The organism is Streptomyces sp. NBC_00376, assembly GCF_036077095.1.
Classification (GTDB): Bacteria; Actinomycetota; Actinomycetes; order Streptomycetales; family Streptomycetaceae; genus Streptomyces.
The window spans coordinates 7421779-7439747 of the sequence record NZ_CP107960.1; the positions used below are offsets into that span (position 1 = coordinate 7421779).

Consider the following 17969-nt stretch of genomic DNA (forward strand, 5'->3'; position numbering starts at 1 on the left):
CCCCACCACCGCCGTCTCCCCCCGCTGCCTGAACGACGAGAGTCCGCCGCCATGTACGAGCTGTCCCGGGTCCGCCTCTACTCCATCGGGCCTGCCGGTGCGCGCTACGCCGACACCGTGCTTGACCTGCGCGGAGTGGGCGAGCCCGTGCCCAACCCCGCGCCGGCCCAGGCGGAGTTCTTCGAGGAGGAGCCGGTAGGCCCGCCGCGCCGCCCCGCCCCCGCCGGGGTGCTCTTCCTGGAGAACGGCGGCGGCAAGTCGGTGCTGCTGAAGCTGATCTTCTCGGTGATGCTGCCCGGCCACCGCAACACGCTCGGCGGCGCCAGCTCCGGCGTGCTGCGCAAGTTCCTGCTCGCCGACGACTGCGGACACGTCGCCCTGGAGTGGCAGCACACCCTCACCGGCGAGTGCGTGGTCGTCGGCAAGGTCAGCGAATGGCGCGGCCGGCAGGTCTCCAACGACCCCCGGAAGTTCGCCGAGGCCTGGTACTCCTTCCGGCCCGGACCCGGCCTCAGCCTGGACTCCCTGCCGGTCGCCGAGGCCACCTCCGTACGCCGGCCCGCCGAAGGCGTCTCCGGTGCGCAGGGCCGACGGCGCACGATGAAGGGCTTCCGTGACGCCCTGACCGAGGCGGGCAAGTTCTACCAGCACCTCGACGTGCACTGGGAAGAGATCCACGACCGCTGGAACGAACACCTCGGAGACCTCGGACTCGACCCCGAACTCTTCCGCTACCAGCGCGAGATGAACGCCGACGAGGGCGAGGCGGCGGGGCTCTTCGCGGTCAAGAAGGACTCCGACTTCACCGACCTGCTGCTCCGCGCCGTCACCGACACCCGCGACACCGACGGCCTCGCCGACCTGGTGAGCGGCTTCGGCAACAAGCTGGGCCGCCGCGCCGAACTCACCGCCGAACGCGACTTCACCGCGGGCTCGGTCGACCTGCTCGGCCGGATCGTGGAGGCCGCCGGCACCCGTTCCCGCGCCCGGGACATCCATGCGGGCGCCGAGCGCCGCACCCGCACGCTCGCCCGCCGGCTCTCCGCCCGCGCCCGGGAGGAACGCGGCCGGACCGCCGAGCTGGCCCAGCAGGTGACGGGCGCCGCGCACACCGTCACCACGGCCGAGCAGGCGCGCGGCCGCAGCGCCCTGATCGCCGCCGAACTGGCCTACCGGCACGCCTCCCTGGCCCTGACCGCGGCGGAGAAGAGCGCCGCCGCCCAGCGCCGCGAGCTGGTCGACGCCCGCACCCTGCACTCCGCCTGGCAGGCCGCCGAGGCCGTGCTCCGCCACCGCGCCGCCGCCGACCGCTCCGCACGGGTGGCCGTCGCCATCCGCGAGGCCGAGCGGGACGCCGCGCCCGCGCTCGCCGCCCGCGCCAAGGCCGCCGCCGACCTCGTACAGGCGCTGCACACCGCCGCCGAGGCCGGCGAGACCGTCGCCAACGAGGAGGAGGAGCGCTCCGACGCCCTCCAGAGCGCGGGCGAGACCGCCCACCGGGACGCCACCACCGCCGCCACCGAGGCCCAGCGCGCCCGCAGCGAGGCCGGACATCTGCGCCAGCGCCTCGCCGAGGTCGAGCAGGAGACCGCACAGGCGGTACGGGCCGGCTGGCTCGACGACACCGCGCCGGACGCCGATCCGGCCCGCGCCGCCCTCGCCGCCAGCGACGCCGAGACCTCCGCCGTCGCCGCGTGGGACACTGCCAGGGAGGCCGCCCGCTCGGCGGCCGACGTGGCCAGGGAGGCCGCGGCCGCCGAGAGCCGCGCCGAACTCGCGGCGGCTCGCGCCGCCGATGCCGCACAGGGCGCGGAACAGTCCTACGAGGCCGAGCTCAGGGCCGCCGAGTCGATCGCCGCCGACCACCGCCTCGCCGACCTGCTGGGCCTGCCCGCCGCCCACGGCAGCGGCGTGCCCAGGCCCCGCCGGGGCGCGGCCGGAACGGCCCCGGACGGCCCGCACGGCACGGACGCCACCGACCGCCGGACCGTCCCGGCGGAAGCGAGCGGCCGAGCGGACGAAACGGGCGGGCCCGCCCAGGCGGCCCACGGCCCGCACACCGTCACGGCCGAACAGGCCACCGCCCCCGAACAGCCGCTCACCGCCCAGGAATTCGACCGCAGCGCCGACGAACTGCGAGAACTGCTCGACCAGTCCATCGCCTCCGCCGAGCGCCGCCTCTTCGAACTGCGCACCGCGGCCGCCGACGACTCCCGCATCCTCGGCGCGCTCGGCGACGGCGGGCTGCTGCCGCCCGGCCCCGACGTCCTGGCCACCGTGGAGTACCTCGGCGAGCACGGCATCCCTGCGCTGCCCGGCTGGCGCTACCTCGCCCAGGCCGTCGACCCCGCCGACCACGCGGCCGTACTCGCCGCCCGTCCCGAACTCGTCGACGGCGTGGTCATCACCGACCCCGACTCGCACGCCCGCGCCCGCGAGGTCCTCAGCGGCGCCGCGCTGCTGCCGCGCTCCGCGGTCGCCGTCGGCACCGCCGCCGCGCTGCTCGCGCCCGTCCCGGCCGCCGGCACGGGGGCGGCGGCGAGCACGGAGGGGGTGTTCCTCGTCCCGCCGAACCCGGCGATGCACGACGAGCACGCGGCCGACGAGGAGCGCCAGGCCCTCAGGAGCCGGACCGCCGCCCGTGACGAGGACATCCGTACCCTCGCGGCCCGCCTCACCGGCGACCGTTCCCTCGCCGCCCGCATCGGCTCCTGGCGGGCCGACTGCCCGCCCGGCATGCTCGCCGAACTCGCCGAGGCCGCCGGCGCCGCCCGCACGGCCGTCCGGACCGCCGAGGCCGAGCTGGCAGAGGCCCGTACGGTGCGCGCCGAGGCGGACGAGGCCGCCGCCGACACCGCCCGCGTCCGTGAGGAGCGTCAGGAGGCCGCCCAGCGGGCCCGCCGCGCCGCCGACGCCCTCGCGGGCCTCGCGTACCGGCTCCGCGAACGCGCGGGCTGGCAGGTGAAGCTCCGTGAACTCGTCGACGAGGCGGCCGAATCCGAAGCGCGGGCCACCGTCTGCCTGGAGCGGGCCCGCGCCGCCGACGAGGACCGCCGGGCCGCCCAGCGCGCCGCCGACGACGCCCGCCGCACCGCCCGCGCCCTGCGTGCCGAACGGGCGGAGATCGCGGGCGCCCCCGAGCACCTGCCGGAGCCCGCGGACGACGGCCCGCGCCCCGCGCTCCCCGCGCTGCGCGAGGCGTACCGGGCAGCGTCCCAGCTGTACGAGAAGGTCGGCGTCGGCGCCGATCTGCGCGCCGAACAGGCCCGCGCGGAGAGCGACGAGAGCGCCGCCCTCGCCGAACTGGACCGGCTCACCAACAAGGTCCGCACCCGCGCCGCCCAACTCCTCGAAGGCACCGACGGCGCGGACGGCCCCTCCCGGCAGGCAGCCGCCGCCCGTGCCGAGTCCCTGGTCCAGCTCCTGGAGACCAGGGCCTCCACGGCGAGCGAGCAGCTGGGCCGGCTCCGTGGCGAGGCCGAGCGCCTGGCCCCGGCCGACGGCGAGTCCCACCACACCGAACTCCCCGACGAGCTGGTCCCCGCCGACGCCGACCAGGCCCAGACCCTCCTGCGCACCGCCACGGCCGAACTGGCCGCCGCCACCGCGACCCTGGACACTGCCCGCGCCGCCCATGCCGAGCTGCTGCACGCCCACCGCACCTCCGAGGACTCGGCAGGCGGCTTCGACGAGACGGCGGCGCTCCTGCGCGACCTGCTCCGGGACCACGGCGCGGACGACGACACCGAGGCCCCCGAGCCCTACCCGGGCAGCCTCGAAGAGGCCCGGCAGTCCGCCGCCGAGGCCCGCCGCTCACTGCGCGGCTGCGCCACCGACCTGTCCGCCGCCGAGAGCGCCGTACGGGAAGCGAGCGACGTCCTCGTACGGCACGCCAACTCCACGCGTTACGAACAGGTACGCACCCCCGCCCGTCAGCAGATCCGTGAGCTGCCGGCCGCGGCGCTGCCCGAGCACGCCGAGAAGTGGGCCGCCGCCTTCGCGCCCCGGCTCCGGGTGCTCACCGACGAGCTGGCCCAGCTGGAGCGCAACCGCGATTCCATCGTCGACCGGCTCCGCGGCCTCGTGGAGTCCGCGCTCACCACCTTGCGCTCCGCCCAGCGGCTCTCCCAGCTCCCGGAGGGACTGGGGGAGTGGTCGGGCAAGGAATTCCTCCGCATCCGCTTCGAGGAACCCGACCAGGCGACCCTCACCGAGCGGCTCGGCGAGGTCGTCGACGAGGCGACCCGCGCCGCGTTGAAGAAGAACTCCGACCTGCGCAGGGACGGCATGTCCCTGCTGCTGCGCGGGGTGCAGGCGGCGCTGGAGCCCAAGGGCATCGCCGTGGAGATCCTCAAGCCCGACGCGGTGCTGCGCGCCGAGCGCGTCCCGGTCGGACAGATGGGCGACGTCTTCTCCGGCGGTCAGCTCCTCACCGCCGCCATCGCCCTGTACTGCACGATGGCCGCGCTGCGCAGCAACGACCGGGGCCGTGACCGCCACCAGCACCGGCACGCGGGCACGCTCTTCCTGGACAACCCCATCGGCCGCGCCAACGCCACCTATCTGCTGGAGCTCCAGCGTGCGGTGTCGGATGCCCTGGGCGTACAACTCCTCTACACGACCGGGCTGTTCGACACCACGGCGCTCGCCGAATTCCCCTTGGTCATCCGGCTGCGCAACGACGCGGATCTGCGTGCCGGGCTGAAGTACATCAGCGTGGAGGAGCACCTGCGCCCCGGATTGCCGCAGCAGGACCCGAACGGGGAGACGGTGCACGGCGAGATCACCGCCACCCGCATGTTCAAGCGCGCCACCACATCGCCCGACACCGCCCCGGTCCCCGCCCCGGCTTCCTCCGGCGAGTAGGGGCGGGGACCCCGAGGGAACGCACCGAGGCGTTCCTTCGGGGACAGGGCCGGACGGGAAGAGGAGAGGCGGGGCGGTCCGAAAGGCCGAGCACGCCCGCCGCCCGGGCGGGGCGCCCAGCCCCGAGGGCGAGGGCGCCTGCGGCCCAGGTGTGCTCGGGCCCGAGCACACCCACGGCCCGGCGGCGCTCAGGCCCGGGAGAGGCTTTCCGTGCCCCGGCGGCGTATCCGCGCCTCGTCCCGCTGCGCGGCCCGCGCCGCCCGCCGCGCTCTGCGACGCTCACGGCGCAGCTGCCGCGCCGAACTGCTCGGCACCGAAACCACGCCGTTGCGCTGGTTCCAGACCTGCCTGGTCACCCACACGTCCAGCACCGACCAGGTAGCGACCACGGTGCTGCCCACACTGCTCAGCACCATCGGAAAGGCCAGCCAGGACCCGGCCAGCGTGCACAGCAACGCCACCATGGCCTGGATGATCGTCAGCGACATGATGAGAACGGCACGCACGGCGGACCTACGGACCGGATCCGGCATCCGCCGCCGGCCCGCGGGTTCTTCCACCCACAGCTGCTGGCGCGGGATCTTCGCCCCGCCCGCCGCCGAGTTCGCCGTCGTGGCCGGTGCCGACGACACCGCGCCCCGACGCTGTTCCGTCTTCAAGGCTCTCAACTCCCCACCACTGTCCGACTTCAGGGTTGCTGCCCGGCATGCGCCGTTTCTACGCGGGCGGATCGGACCGTCCTGCCTCGCGAACCCCTGCCCCGCACTGTCCGCCCGGTGGAACGCGCATGGCGCCCCCGGACCATGATCCCGCCTGACCGGCCCCGGCTCTCCCCGTGTTACCCCTGCCCCGTACAGAGAGACGAGTCAACGGCCGTGAAGATTCCCCTGAACCGGCGTGAAGCGAAGGATTCCAGCCAACTGCCCAAACGATCAAAATGAAGCCCTGGCAGGTCTCTTCTGCCGCTTTCGCGAATTTCATCGCACGGAATACCAGGACAACCCATGGCCAACACCGGACAGCGCGGCTGAAAATCGTCCGGATGTCTCTTCGAGTTGCTACTCCGTCAGTAGTAGGCTCGCGCCGTTTATTGACGGAACACGACCCCCGCCCCGCGGGGTCGAGCTGGGGGAGTCCATGCGCTTTCGCGGAAAGTCCATCCGCAGGAAGATCGTGGCGTTGCTGCTGGTGCCGCTCATCTCCCTCACCGCGCTCTGGGGATTCGCCACCTTCCTGACAGGACGGGAGGCCGGTCGCCTGCTGAGCGCCGGCACCGTGGTGGAGAAGGTCGGTCATCCGCTGGAGGACACCGTCCGGGCCATTCAGAGCGAACGCCGCCAGACCCTCGTCTTCCTCGCCGACCCCAGGGCCTCCAACGCCCTCCCGCTCCTGCAGCGCCAACGAGCGGCCACCGACCGCGTCCTGAACGGCGTCAAGGACGGCGCCCGGCAGCAGGACATCCGCGACGCGCTGAGCTCCGACGACGGCGCCCAGCTGAATTCGATCCTCGGCACGGTCGAAGGGCTCGGCGCGCTGCGTGATTCGGTCGACCGGCGCACCATCGACCGCTCCAAGGCGATGGAGTTCTACAACCGGCTCATAGACCCCTGCTATCGCTTCCTCACCGGTCTCCGCACGATGGAGAACGTATCGATGGACAAGCAGGTCCGCGCACTGGTCGGCATCTCACGAGCCCGCGAAATGCTCTCCCGCGAAGACGCACTGGTCGCCTCGTCACTCATCGCCGGACGGCTCACCGCCGCCGAACTGCGCCAGATATCCGACCTCGTGGCAAACCGCGAACTGCTCTACGAGATCAACGTCGACGCGCTTCCCGCCGCGGAGCGCCAACGCGTGGAGCGGTACTGGGCGAGCCCGGACAGCGAACCGCTGCGGACGGCGGAGAAGACCCTCATCGAGGGCGGTCCCACCCAGGACCCGCGCGCCGTCGACGCCGAGCGCTGGCAGGATGCGGCCCCGCCGGTCCTGGACCGGCTGGCCAACGACTCCACTGAGATGAACAACCGCTTCCAGGACCGCAGCAAGCCCGCCGGCTACAGCGTCCTGATCAAGGCCGGTATCGCGGGCGTCCTCGGGTTCCTCGCCCTGATCGCCTCGGTGTTCGTCTCCGTACGCATCGGCCGTGAACTGATCCGGGACCTCTCCCGGCTCCGCAAGGACGCCCATGAGGTCTCCGGCGTACGGCTGCCGAGCGTGATGCGCCGGCTCGCCGCCGGGGAGCAGGTCGACGTCGAGACCGAAGCCCCGCACCTCCAGTACGAGCGGGACGAGATCGGCCAGGTCGGCCAGGCCCTAAACACCCTGCAAAGGGCGGCCGTCGAGGCCGCAGTGAAGCAGGCGGACATGCGGCGTGGCGTCTCCGAGGTCTTCGTCAACCTCGCCCGCCGCAACCAGGTCCTGCTGCACCGGCAGCTGACGCTCCTGGACGCCATGGAGCGCCGCACCGAGAACACCGATGAACTCGCGGACCTCTTCCGCCTCGACCACCTGACCACCCGCATGCGACGCCACGCCGAGGGCCTGGTGATCCTCTCCGGCGCGGCCCCGTCCCGGCAGTGGCGCAAGCCGATCCAGCTGATGGACGTGGTGCGGGCGGCGGTCGCCGAGGTCGAGGACTACGAGCGGATCGAGGTCCGCCGACTGGCCCGGATCGGGGTGGGCGGCCCCGCCGTCGCCGACCTGACCCACCTGATCGCCGAACTCCTGGAGAACGCGACCGTGTTCTCGCCCCCGCACACCGCGGTCCAGGTGCTCGGCGAACGCGTGGCCAACGGCTTCACGCTCGAAATCAACGACCGCGGCCTCGGCATGGCCCCCGACGTCCTCCTGGACGCCAACCTCAGGCTCGCCGAGACCCCCGAGTTCGAACTGTCCGACACCGACCGGCTCGGCCTGTTCGTGGTCAGCCGTCTCGCGCAGCGCCAGAACGTCCGCGTCTCGCTGCAGACCTCTCCGTACGGCGGCACGACCGCCGTCGTCTTCATCCCGGCGGCGCTGCTCACCGACGCCCCGGAGACGCACGGCACCGGCTTCCGCCTCGACCGCCGGGCCGAGCGGGCGATCGGCAGCGGTGGCCGGACCGCCGGTGACGGGTCCGGCGGCGGCCAGGACCGCGGGGGCGGCGCACCGGACCGCCGCGCCACCGGCAGGCCCTCCGGCCTTGCCCCCGTTCCGACCGGCCTGGTCGACCCGGCCCTCCTGGACGGGCCCATCGAGCTCGAAGGCCCCGTCGGAACACTGGGCTTCGAGAGCGACCCCGTGCTCGACCCGCTGCTCGAACCCCTGCTGGGCGGCGCCTCCGACCTCGACGACACCGAGAGCGGGCGCGGCGGCATCTTCCGCTCCCGCGACCTCCGGCGCGACGCCGACCGCGAACAGCACCAGCAGACCACGGACCAGGAGCCGGAGCCGCCGGCCGGCGTACGGCCGATGCGCCCCGGCGGTCCGGCGCCACTGCCCCGCCGCAAGCCGCCGACCCTGGTCGCCGACAACGGCCGCCGGGTCGACGAGGCGGGCCGCGCCCATCCCACGGCCGCCGAGCGGGACGCCCCGACGGGCCCCGCCGAAGCGGAGGGCCCCGGCGTCGGCTTCACGCCCGTCGAACCCCGGCAGCCCACCGGCTTCCGGAAACCAGCCGGACCCGCCGCACCCGAGGAGTCCGCGTCGCCCGGAGCCCCGAGAACGCGGGAGACCGTGGGCGGCCTGCCCCGCCGCATCCGGCAGGCCAGCCTCGTCCCGCAACTGCGCGAGGAAACGGTGGTCCGCGATCCCGAGCCGGCCCGGACGGAACCGGACCAGGACTTCGAACGTGATGCGGAAGAGGTGCGCAGCCGGATGGCTTCGCTCCAACGCGGCTGGCAGCGTGGCCGTCGGCAGAACGCCGAGGACGTGACCGGCCCCGGTGAAACAGCACAAGGAACCACTCCGGGAGGGGACGGTCGATGACCGCACCGAACGTCGCAGCAACCAACGCCGCACGGCAGGGCTCCGGCCAGCTCAACTGGCTCCTCGACGAACTCGTCGAACGCGTCGCCAGCATCCACAAGGCGCTGGTGCTCTCCAGCGACGGCCTCGCCACCGGCACGTCGAAGGACCTGACCCGGGAGGACAGCGAACATCTGGCGGCCGTCGCCTCCGGATTCCACAGTCTCGCCAAGGGCGTCGGACGGCACTTCGAAGCGGGCCGGGTCCGCCAGACCGTCGTCGAACTCGACGAGGCCTTCCTCTTCGTCACGGCGGCCGGTGACGGCAGTTGCCTCGCGGTGCTGGCCGACGCCGACTCGGACGTCGGCCAGGTCGCCTACGAGATGACGCTGATGGTCAAGCGCGTCGGCGCCCACCTGGCCAACGCCCCCCGGACGACCGGTCTGTCCGCCGGGGGGTGAGTGGACGGTGAGCGCTGACTCCACCCAATCTCCGGCGACGCCCGCCGACCCGCGGGCCTCGCGCTGGTACGACGCCGAGGCGGGCCCGGTGGTCCGTCCGTACGCGATGACCCGGGGCCGAACCAGCAGCGCCTCCCGCCATCGGCTCGACCTGATCGCGATCGTCGTACCCGAACCCGAGGCCGACGACCCCGGCCGGGACCAGACGCTCTCCCCGGAACACGTGGAGATCGTCGAACTCTGCAGTGGCATGCCCCAGTCGATCGCGGAGCTCGCGGCCGGCCTGGACCTCCCCGTGGGGGTGGTCCGGGTGCTGGTCGGCGACCTCGTCGAGGACGAGCTGGTGCACGTGACCCGTCCCGTTCCGCCGGCCGAGCTGCCGGACGTGAACATTCTTCGCGAGGTGATCAATGGCCTTCGGGCGCTCTAGCCGCAAGAAGCGGCCCGTTGAGCCCGTTACCCTGAAAATCCTGGTGGCGGGCGGCTTCGGAGCGGGCAAGACGACCCTGGTGGGCGCGGTCAGCGAGATCAGGCCGCTGCGTACGGAGGAGAGGCTCAGCGAGGCCGGCCGGCCGGTGGACGACGTGGCGGGCGTGGAGACCAAGACCACCACCACGGTGGCCATGGACTTCGGCCGGATCACGCTGCGCGAGGACCTGGTGCTGTACCTCTTCGGCACCCCGGGGCAGGACCGGTTCTGGTTCCTGTGGGACGAGCTGGCCCAGGGCGCGCTCGGGGCCGTCGTGCTCGCGGACACCCGTCGGCTGGAGGACTGCTTCGCGGCGGTCGACTACTTCGAACGCCGGGCCATTCCGTTCACCGTAGCCGTGAACTGCTTCGAGGGGGCCGACACGTTCCCCGTCGAGACGGTGCAGGCGGCGCTGGACCTGGACCCGGAGGTGCCCGTGGTCATGTGCGACGCGCGCGACCGCGGCTCCGTACGGGACGTACTGGTGGGCGTCGTGGAGCACGCCGTGGACCGTGCGGAACGCGTCCGTGAGCCCGCCGTCCCGTAACGCCCGTTCGACGCATGCACGGTGACGGACACGGCCCGTACCCCCGCCGACCGGGGTACGGGCCGCGCGTCGTCGCGTCACCGGTCGAAGAGTTTTCTCCTGCGGTGACCGGCCGTCAACACTCCTGGCAGCACCCGTTGTCGGCGAGCCACTGGGCAGCTGTCACCGCCAGCTCCCCGTCGCGCCCCGCCAGCATCATCCGGATCATCTGCGCGTCGCCGCGGAGCGACCAGGCGGGATGTCCGAACGTGGCCGGATTGTTCTTCTCGATCAGGAAATGCGCGGGCCAGGCGGTCCCGTAGCCGATCAGCGGCAACGCGGCCAGGTACCGCTTGCGCCCCCGCGCCAGACCGTAGGCGGTGACCGCGAGACCGGTCAGGGTGCCGGTCAGGTGGACCCACCGGGTCGCGGCCCTGGAGTGCATCGCCACGTAGTAGGGCCAGAACTCCTCGTACGAATCGAACGTCTGCTGTGACATACGGGCACCGTAGTTGCTGAGGGCCGCCTCGACCGCAACCGGATACGGCCGATCCGCGTCGAAGAGGAAGAAGCGGGAGGCCGGGACCCACGGGGGTGGCCCCGGCCGCCCGCTTCCGCGCGGACGCGTCAGTGCCCCGCGACGGACCGCCGGGCCACCGGGAAGTCGAAATAGGTGTCCGGGAACAGCTCGGGCTTGAAGGTGTAGTGCCACCATTCCTCGGCCAGATTCACGAAACCGGCGTCCGTGAGCGTCTTCTTCAGGAACTGCCGGTTGGCGCGCTGCGCACCCTGGATACGCGGATCGTCGGTGTGGGAGAGCGTGTCGAAGCAGTCGAAACCGGTGCCCATGTCCACGGAGTCGTCCGGGAACCGCTCGGCCGCGGGCGCGTAGCAGGGCACCTGCGGCTCGCCCGGCCGGTACGGCGGGGTCGGCGGCGTGGGCAGCTTCACCAGCGTCAGATCCACCGTGCTGCCGCGGCTGTGCCCGGACTTCTCCGCGATGTAGCCGTCCGCGAAGAGCCGCGTCTTGTCGACCCTGGGGTAGAACTCGCCCTTCATGGTCTCGTCGTCGAGGTCCTTCGCCCACCGTACGAAGTGGTCGACCGCCCGCTGCGGCCGGTAGCAGTCGTACACCTTCAGCGAGTAGCCCCGGCGCAGCAGCCGGGTCTGTGCGTCGTGCAGGGCCCTGGCCGCCGGCCGGGTCAGGATGCAGAGCGGGTTGCGGTAGCCGTCCACCGGGACGCCCATGAAGTTGTGGGCGGTGGGGTAGCGCATCTCCTGGATGATCGTCGGATCCACCGAGCTCAGCGCGACGAACTCCTCGGGCGCCTTCGGCTCGGGCCTCGCCCGAGCCGTGGGAGCGGCGGCGGTGACGGCGAGCAGGGCGGCGGCAGCGGCCGCCAGGACACGGAAAGCGGAAGCGAGAGATGTCATGAGCACATAATTCAGTAGTGCGGGGGAGTCCGCCGGAGGATCCGGTACAGTCCGCGCGTGTCCGTACCCAGGAGCAACCCCGAGCAACCGGCCAAGGACTCCCACTGCGACAGCTGCGGAGCCCCCTGGGCCGAATCCGCCGCCTGGCCCCGCACCTGCACCGCCTGCGGCAGCACCGCCTACCGCAACCCACTGCCGGTCGCCGTGGCCCTCCTCCCCGTCACCGGCCAGGACTCCACCGGCCTCGTCGTGATCACCCGCACCATCCCGCCCCACCCGGGTGGCCTCGCCCTTCCCGGCGGCTACATCGACCACGACGAGGACTGGAAACACGCGGTCGTACGGGAACTGCGCGAGGAGACCGGCATCGCGGCCGACGAACGGGAGGTCCGCCTCGCCGACGCCCTCAGCGCCCCCGACGGCCACCTCCTCCTCTTCGGCCTCCTCCCGGAACGCCCCGCGACCGCGCTCCCGCCCTCCCGGCCCACCGACGAGACGTCCGGCTTCCGGCTGCTCCGCGCACCCGCCGAGCTGGCCTTCCCCCTGCACACCCGCGCCGTCCGCACCTGGTTCGACGGCGGCTACCGCTGACCGGCCCGACGGCTGTGCCGCACACCGCGAACCGGCCCGAGGGCAGTGCCACACCGCGAACCGGCCTACACCCCGCGCACCCGCACCGGATACGCCACCGCCCCCTCCTCACCCTCCCGGCCCTCCCGTTCGACCACGACCCGCCCGTCCACCCACCGCGACGCGTACCGCTCGACCTCCGCCCGCTCCCAGCCGTCCCCCGCGTCCCGGACCACCAGCCCGCTCCCGCTGCGCCCCGCCGGCGGAGCCCACACCTCCAGCTCCACACCGCCGTCCGCACCCCGCACCGGCAGTACCGAACCCGCCCGCGCCAACACCGGCACCCGAGACAGCGGCGCATCGAGCAGCACCTGCCCCGGCCCCTCGTACACCTCACCGGTCGCCGTGTCGTACCAGCGCCCCCGCGGCAACCGCACCGCCCGGCGATCCGCACCGTGCTCCAGCACCGGAGCCACCAGCAGCGCGTCACCCAACAGGAACGCGTCCTCGCACTCCCGCAATGCCCGGTCCCCGGGCGAACGCCACCACAGCGGCCGCACGTACGGGGCACCGGTCAGCCCGGCCAGCCGCGACAGCGTCACGAAGTACGGGTGCAGCCGCTCCCGCTCCTCCAGCGCCGCCCGCGCGTGCTCCAGCACCCCGGGCCCGAACTCCCACGGCTCCCGCCGCCCCGCGTCGATCGCCGCATGGGTACGGAACAACGGCAGATACGCACCCAGCTGGAACCACCGCAGATACAGCTCCGGCGACGGCGACCCGTCGAACCCGCCCACATCGGGCCCCGAATACGGCACCCCGCACAGCCCCAGCCCCAGGACCAGCGCCAACGAGGCCCGCAGCCCCGGCCAGCCGGTCGCCACATCACCGGACCATGTGCCCCCGTAACGCTGCATCCCCGCCCAGCCGGAACGCGAGAACAGGAAGGGGCGCTCCTCGGGCCGCAGCCGGCGCAGCCCTTCGTACCCGGCACGCGCCATCGCCAGCGCGTAGACGTTGTGCGCCTCGCGGTGATCACCTCCGCGGCCCTCCAGCGAATGCCGCGCCGACCTCGGCAGCGACGGATCCCCGAACGCGGCGAACGACACCGGCTCGTTCATGTCGTGCCACACGCCCGAGAACCCCTGCGCCAGCCGCTCCTCGTACAGACCGCCCCACCACTCCCGCACCCGCGGATCGGTGAAGTCCGGGAACACGCACTCGCCCGGCCACACCTCCCCGCGCACCACCCGCCCGCGCGCGTCCCGGACGAACGCCCCGCGGTCCCCGACCGCGACCCCCGCGTCGAACACCGCGTTCCCCGGCTCCGCCTTCACCGCGGGATCGACGATCGACACCAGTCGCACGCCGTCCTCCCGCAACTCCTTCGCCAGACCCGGCAGATCGGGGAAGCGCCCCTGATCGACGGTGAACACCCGGTGCGCGTCGTAGTGGTCGATGTCCAGATGCAGTACGGACAGCGGCAGCCCCCGTTCCCGGTACCCGGCGACGACCCGCCGCACCTCCCGCTCGCTCCCGAACCCCCACCGGGCGTGCTGCGGACCCAGCGCCCAGGACGGCGGCACCGCCGGCGCACCCGTGAGAGCCGTCCAGCCCTGCAGCACCCGGGACGGCGTGCCCGCCACCACCCAGCAGCGCAACGGCCCCCCGTCCATCCGCACCTCGCACGACCCGGGCCGGTCGTGGCCGGAACCCGCACCCTCCTCGCCCTCGCGCAGAGTCACCCGCCCCGACCAGGTGTTGTCGTGGAACACCAGATGTGTCCCCGCGTCACAGACCACGAGCTGCACCGGCATCGTCAGGTACAGCGGATCGTCACCGGGCCCGAACCGCCCACCCGGATCGGTGTTCCACAGGCCGTACACGCCGTCCCGCAGCCGCGGCCCCGACGCCCGGCCCCCGAGCCCGAAGAACCGCGCGTCCGCCGGAACCTCGGAACGCTGCACCCACCGGGCACCGCCCCCCGCCACCGGCTCCCACCAGCGCGGCGGCAGCTCGCGCCGGAGCACCACCCCGCCCGGGGTACGCAGCTCCACGGCCCCGTGCCGCGACACCGCGACGGTCAGCCGCTCCGACACCACCTGCCAGCCACCGTCCTTGTCCGGCTCCAGCTCGGCCCGCGGATCCGGCTCGGGCACCGCGCCGGGCAGCGCGTACGACGGCGACGGCTCCGCCCCGTCCCAGCCCCAGAACACCGCACCGCCCACCGCCACCCGCACCCGCAACTCCGAACGGGCGAACCGCACCACACCCCCGCCCGGCTCCGGCTCCGCCCCCACCACCGGGCCGGGCACCCGTGCCCGCTCCGCACCGCGCCGGGGCAGCGCCCGCGCATCCGCACTGTGACGCCGCCAGGACGAGCGCACCGCGCGCAGTCCCCGCACCGAACCGACCATCTTCACCGAGCGCACCAGGTCACGACCGTCCATGCAGCTCAGCCTGCCATCCGGCGGGGCGGGTGCGGGCTCCGTTCAACTTCCGTTCACCCGTGGCCGGACCACATGTCCGGACACCCGGGCATGGGTGGGGAACCCTGGTGCGAAAGACGATCACATGGCATCGTCCGTAAATGCCGCCTCACGCGCACACCCCAGCACGTGTGCGCGCGCCCACGCCCATCCCGCGTACCCGTACAGCCAGGGAGCCGCCCCATGACCGCAGCAGCCAACGAAGCCCCCCTCTGGCAGCCCGGCCCCGACCGCATCGCGGCCGCTGCCGTCACCCGCTTCCAGAGCTGGGCGTCCCAGCACTACGGAGCACCGGCCGAGGGCGGCTACCCGGCGCTGCACCAGTGGTCCGTGACCGAACTCGACACCTTCTGGCGGGCCGTCGCCGACTGGTTCGACGTACGGTTCTCCACCCCGTACGAGACCGTACTGGCCGACCGCGCCATGCCCGGCGCCCAGTGGTTCCCCGGCGCCACCCTCAACTACGCCGAGCATGCGCTGCGCACCGCCGAGGACCCCCTGCGCGCGGACGCCCCCGCCCTGCTCCACGTCGACGAGACCCACACCCAGATCCCCGTCTCCTGGTCCGAACTCCGCCGCCGGGTCGGCTCGCTCGCCGCCGAACTCCGCGCCCTCGGCGTCACCCCCGGCGACCGCGTCAGCGGCTACCTCCCCAACGTCCCCGAGGCCGTCGTCGCTTTCCTCGCCACCGCGGCCGTCGGCGGCGTCTGGACCTCCTGCGCCCCGGACTTCGGCGCCCGCAGCGTCCTCGACCGCTTCCAGCAGGTCGAACCCGTCGTCCTCTTCACGGTCGACGGCTACCGCTACGGCGGCAAGGAACACCACCGTGCCGACACGGTCGCCGAGCTGCGGCGCGAGCTGCCCACCCTGCGCGCCGTCGTGCACATCCCGCTGCTGGGCACCGAGGCCCCCGAGGGCGCCCTCGAATGGTCCGCCCTCACCTGCGCCGACACCGAGCCCGTCTTCGAACAGGTCCCGTTCGACCACCCGCTCTGGGTGCTCTACTCCTCCGGCACCACCGGGCTCCCCAAGGCGATCGTCCAGTCCCAGGGCGGCATCCTGCTGGAACACTTCAAGCAGATCGGCCTGCACTGCGACCTCGGCCCCGAGGACCGCTTCTTCTGGTACACCTCCACCGGCTGGATGATGTGGAACTTCCTCGTCTCAGGCCTCCTCACCGGAACCACCCTCGTGCTGTACGACGGAAGCCCCGGCTACCCCGACGTCAGCGCCCAGTGGCGCGTCGCCGAACAGACCGGAGCGACCCTCTTCGGTACCTCGGCCGCCTATGTCATGGCCTGCCGGAAGGCCGGCATCCACCCGGGCCGCGACTTCGACCTCTCCCGCATCCAGTGCGTCGCCACCACCGGCTCCCCGCTCCCGCCCGACGGCTTCCGCTGGCTCCACGACGAGGTGGACGACGATCTGTGGATCGCCTCCGTCAGCGGCGGCACGGACGTGTGCAGCTGCTTCGCCGGCGCGGTCCCCACCCTTCCCGTCCACATCGGTGAACTCCAGGCCCCCTGCCTCGGCACGGACCTCCGCTCCTGGGACCCCGCGGGCAAACCGCTCATCGGAGAGGTCGGCGAACTCGTCGTCACCGCTCCCATGCCGTCCATGCCCATCCGGTTCTGGAACGACCCCGACGGCAGCCGCTACCACGACAGCTACTTCGACATGTACCCCGGCGTCTGGCGCCACGGAGACTGGATCACGATCACCGAACACGGCTCGGTCGTCATCCACGGCCGCTCCGACTCCACCCTCAACCGCCAGGGCGTACGGATGGGCTCCGCCGACATCTACGAGGCCGTCGAACGGCTCCCCGAGATCCGCGAATCCCTCGTCATCGGCCTCGAAGAGCCCGACGGCGGCTACTGGATGCCGCTCTTCGTCCACCTCGCCGAAGGCGCCCGGCTCGACGACGCGCTGCGCGACAGCATCAAACGGACCATTCGGGAGAACCTCTCCCCGCGCCACGTCCCCGACGAGGTCATCGAAGTCCCCGGCATCCCGCACACCCTCACCGGCAAGCGCATCGAGGTCCCGGTCAAACGCCTGCTGCAAGGCACGGCCCTGGCCAAGGCGGTCAACCCCGGCTCGATCGACAACCTGGAACTCCTCCACTTCTACGAGGACCTCGCCCGCAAGCGTCACTGACCGGCGCGTTGTCAGTGCCCGTGATTACTCTGAGTGAGCAATGATCGACAGCGCACCGGGGGAGTCATGGAGCACATCAAGAACAACGGGAACAGCAGGGGCAACGGGAACAACGGGAACAGCAAGTACGGCAGGACAGCCGGGTACAGCCGCTCCGGCGCGTCCATGCGACGCACGCTGCGCCGCGAAGCACCCAGCACCATCGGCCTCCTGGCCGACGAGCAGGACTTCGCGGCGATGCGGCGCTACCGCACCTTCACCTTCGACGACCACACCGCCTATCTCCAGCAGGTCGAAACCCTGCTGAAGTCCCTCTCCGCACAAGGCATGCACGCCACGGTCGCCCTCTTCGACCCGGAGGAGTACGCGGAGTACTGCGCCGAGTCGGGGCTGGCTCCCGACACCCCGGCCAGCCGCAGCCGCTTCACCGCCGAGATCGCCTCGGCCGGCGCCACCGTCGCGTACACCGGCCAACCCATCGACACCCTCATCCCGCTCCTGGTCAGCCGGGCCGTCCGCCGGGCCACCTGGGAGTACGCCACGATGATCCTGGCCGGCCTCGGCGAATGCGCGGACTGCGGCAAGGACGTCGGCCATGCCGCCTTCGACCGGGCCTCGCACCTGCTCCTCCGCATCCTGGAGACGGCCGGCCCCGGCACCCACCACCTGGTCTGCAGCACCCCCACCGACAACGAGCACCTGCTCGCCGTCCTGCACACCGAGCGGGACAGCACCGGGCCCGCCCGGCTCGAAACCGATGAAGGCGCAGAGTTCGTCACGGTGCTCGCCGTGGGCATCGCCCTCGAAAGGCCCGGAGGAGTCGTACTCCGAACGAGCCGTCCCGGAGCCCAGGACCGGGTGCACGGCTGGCGCCTGACCCGAGGCGATCTGGCCCCGCTCAGCGCCGGTGAGGTCTTCAGCGCCTACTGCACCGACGCCGACACCGGCGAACCGGTCGCCCCGGAATCACACGTGGAGTACTGCGCCGGCTTCGACCTCGGCGCGGACGAACCGGAATCGCACCACTGACAGGCGAAGGGGCTCCCCGCCAC

12 protein-coding genes are annotated in these 17969 nt (G+C 72.8%); 8 read left to right on the forward strand and 4 right to left on the reverse strand.

Annotated features, from left to right (window positions below; translation table 11 throughout):
• Positions 1-51: 51 nt before the first annotated feature.
• Positions 52-4866 carry a hypothetical protein gene (locus tag OG842_RS33420; protein ID WP_266735575.1) on the forward strand — a complete coding sequence of 1605 codons (4815 nt, stop codon included), beginning with the start codon at positions 52-54 and terminating at the stop codon, positions 4864-4866.
• Positions 4867-5054: 188 nt separating this feature from the next.
• Here OG842_RS33420 and OG842_RS33425 read toward each other — a convergent pair whose 3' ends face one another.
• The gene (locus tag OG842_RS33425) at positions 5055-5525 is read right to left on the reverse strand and encodes a hypothetical protein (RefSeq protein ID WP_401875821.1); all 471 of its coding nucleotides are present in this window, start codon (positions 5523-5525) and stop codon (positions 5055-5057) included.
• Positions 5526-6003: 478 nt separating this feature from the next.
• Here OG842_RS33425 and OG842_RS33430 point away from each other — a divergent pair, with 478 nt between their 5' ends.
• From OG842_RS33430 to OG842_RS33445, 4 genes are read left to right on the forward strand one after another with little or no spacing between them, the layout of a single operon-like run.
• Positions 6004-8832: a sensor histidine kinase gene (locus tag OG842_RS33430; protein ID WP_266735573.1), complete on the forward strand. Its 2829-nt coding sequence runs from the start codon at positions 6004-6006 to the stop codon at positions 8830-8832.
• A complete protein-coding gene (locus OG842_RS33435) occupies positions 8829-9272 on the forward strand; it encodes a roadblock/LC7 domain-containing protein (RefSeq protein ID WP_259933457.1) in 444 nt (147 codons plus the stop codon). Before OG842_RS33430 ends, OG842_RS33435 begins: the two co-directional genes overlap by 4 nt.
• A 7-nt stretch (positions 9273-9279) precedes the next feature.
• Positions 9280-9702, forward strand: coding sequence for a DUF742 domain-containing protein (locus tag OG842_RS33440; protein WP_266735571.1), 423 nt, complete (start codon positions 9280-9282; stop codon positions 9700-9702).
• Positions 9683-10288, forward strand: coding sequence for a GTP-binding protein (locus OG842_RS33445; RefSeq protein WP_266735569.1), 606 nt, complete (start codon positions 9683-9685; stop codon positions 10286-10288). Before OG842_RS33440 ends, OG842_RS33445 begins: the two co-directional genes overlap by 20 nt.
• A gap of 115 nt (positions 10289-10403) precedes the next feature.
• Here the strand turns inward: OG842_RS33445 and OG842_RS33450 are convergent, their stop codons facing one another.
• Together OG842_RS33450 and OG842_RS33455 are read right to left on the reverse strand one after the other, a co-directional pair.
• Positions 10404-10766, reverse strand: a complete 363-nt coding sequence (locus tag OG842_RS33450; RefSeq protein WP_266735568.1) for a DUF962 domain-containing protein — start codon at positions 10764-10766, stop codon at positions 10404-10406.
• A 128-nt stretch (positions 10767-10894) separates the two neighbouring features.
• Complete coding sequence (locus OG842_RS33455; RefSeq protein ID WP_266735567.1) at positions 10895-11701, reverse strand: M15 family metallopeptidase; 807 nt, start codon at positions 11699-11701, stop codon at positions 10895-10897.
• A 57-nt stretch (positions 11702-11758) separates the two neighbouring features.
• Between OG842_RS33455 and OG842_RS33460 the strand changes: the two genes are divergently transcribed.
• A complete protein-coding gene (locus OG842_RS33460; RefSeq protein ID WP_266735565.1) occupies positions 11759-12292 on the forward strand; it encodes an NUDIX domain-containing protein in 534 nt (177 codons plus the stop codon).
• A gap of 65 nt (positions 12293-12357) precedes the next feature.
• On the opposite strand, the gene OG842_RS33465 is transcribed toward OG842_RS33460, so the two are convergent.
• Positions 12358-14718 carry a glycoside hydrolase family 31 protein gene (locus OG842_RS33465; RefSeq protein WP_266735564.1) on the reverse strand — a complete coding sequence of 787 codons (2361 nt, stop codon included), beginning with the start codon at positions 14716-14718 and terminating at the stop codon, positions 12358-12360.
• 222 nt (positions 14719-14940) lie between these two features.
• On the opposite strand from OG842_RS33465, the gene OG842_RS33470 reads away from it, so the two are divergent.
• Both OG842_RS33470 and OG842_RS33475 read left to right on the forward strand, forming a co-directional pair.
• On the forward strand, positions 14941-16917 hold the full coding sequence (locus tag OG842_RS33470) for an acetoacetate--CoA ligase (RefSeq protein ID WP_266735563.1): 1977 nt from the start codon (positions 14941-14943) through the stop codon (positions 16915-16917).
• A gap of 165 nt (positions 16918-17082) precedes the next feature.
• The gene (locus OG842_RS33475) at positions 17083-17946 is read left to right on the forward strand and encodes a hypothetical protein (RefSeq protein ID WP_401875846.1); all 864 of its coding nucleotides are present in this window, start codon (positions 17083-17085) and stop codon (positions 17944-17946) included.
• Positions 17947-17969 lie beyond the last annotated feature (23 nt).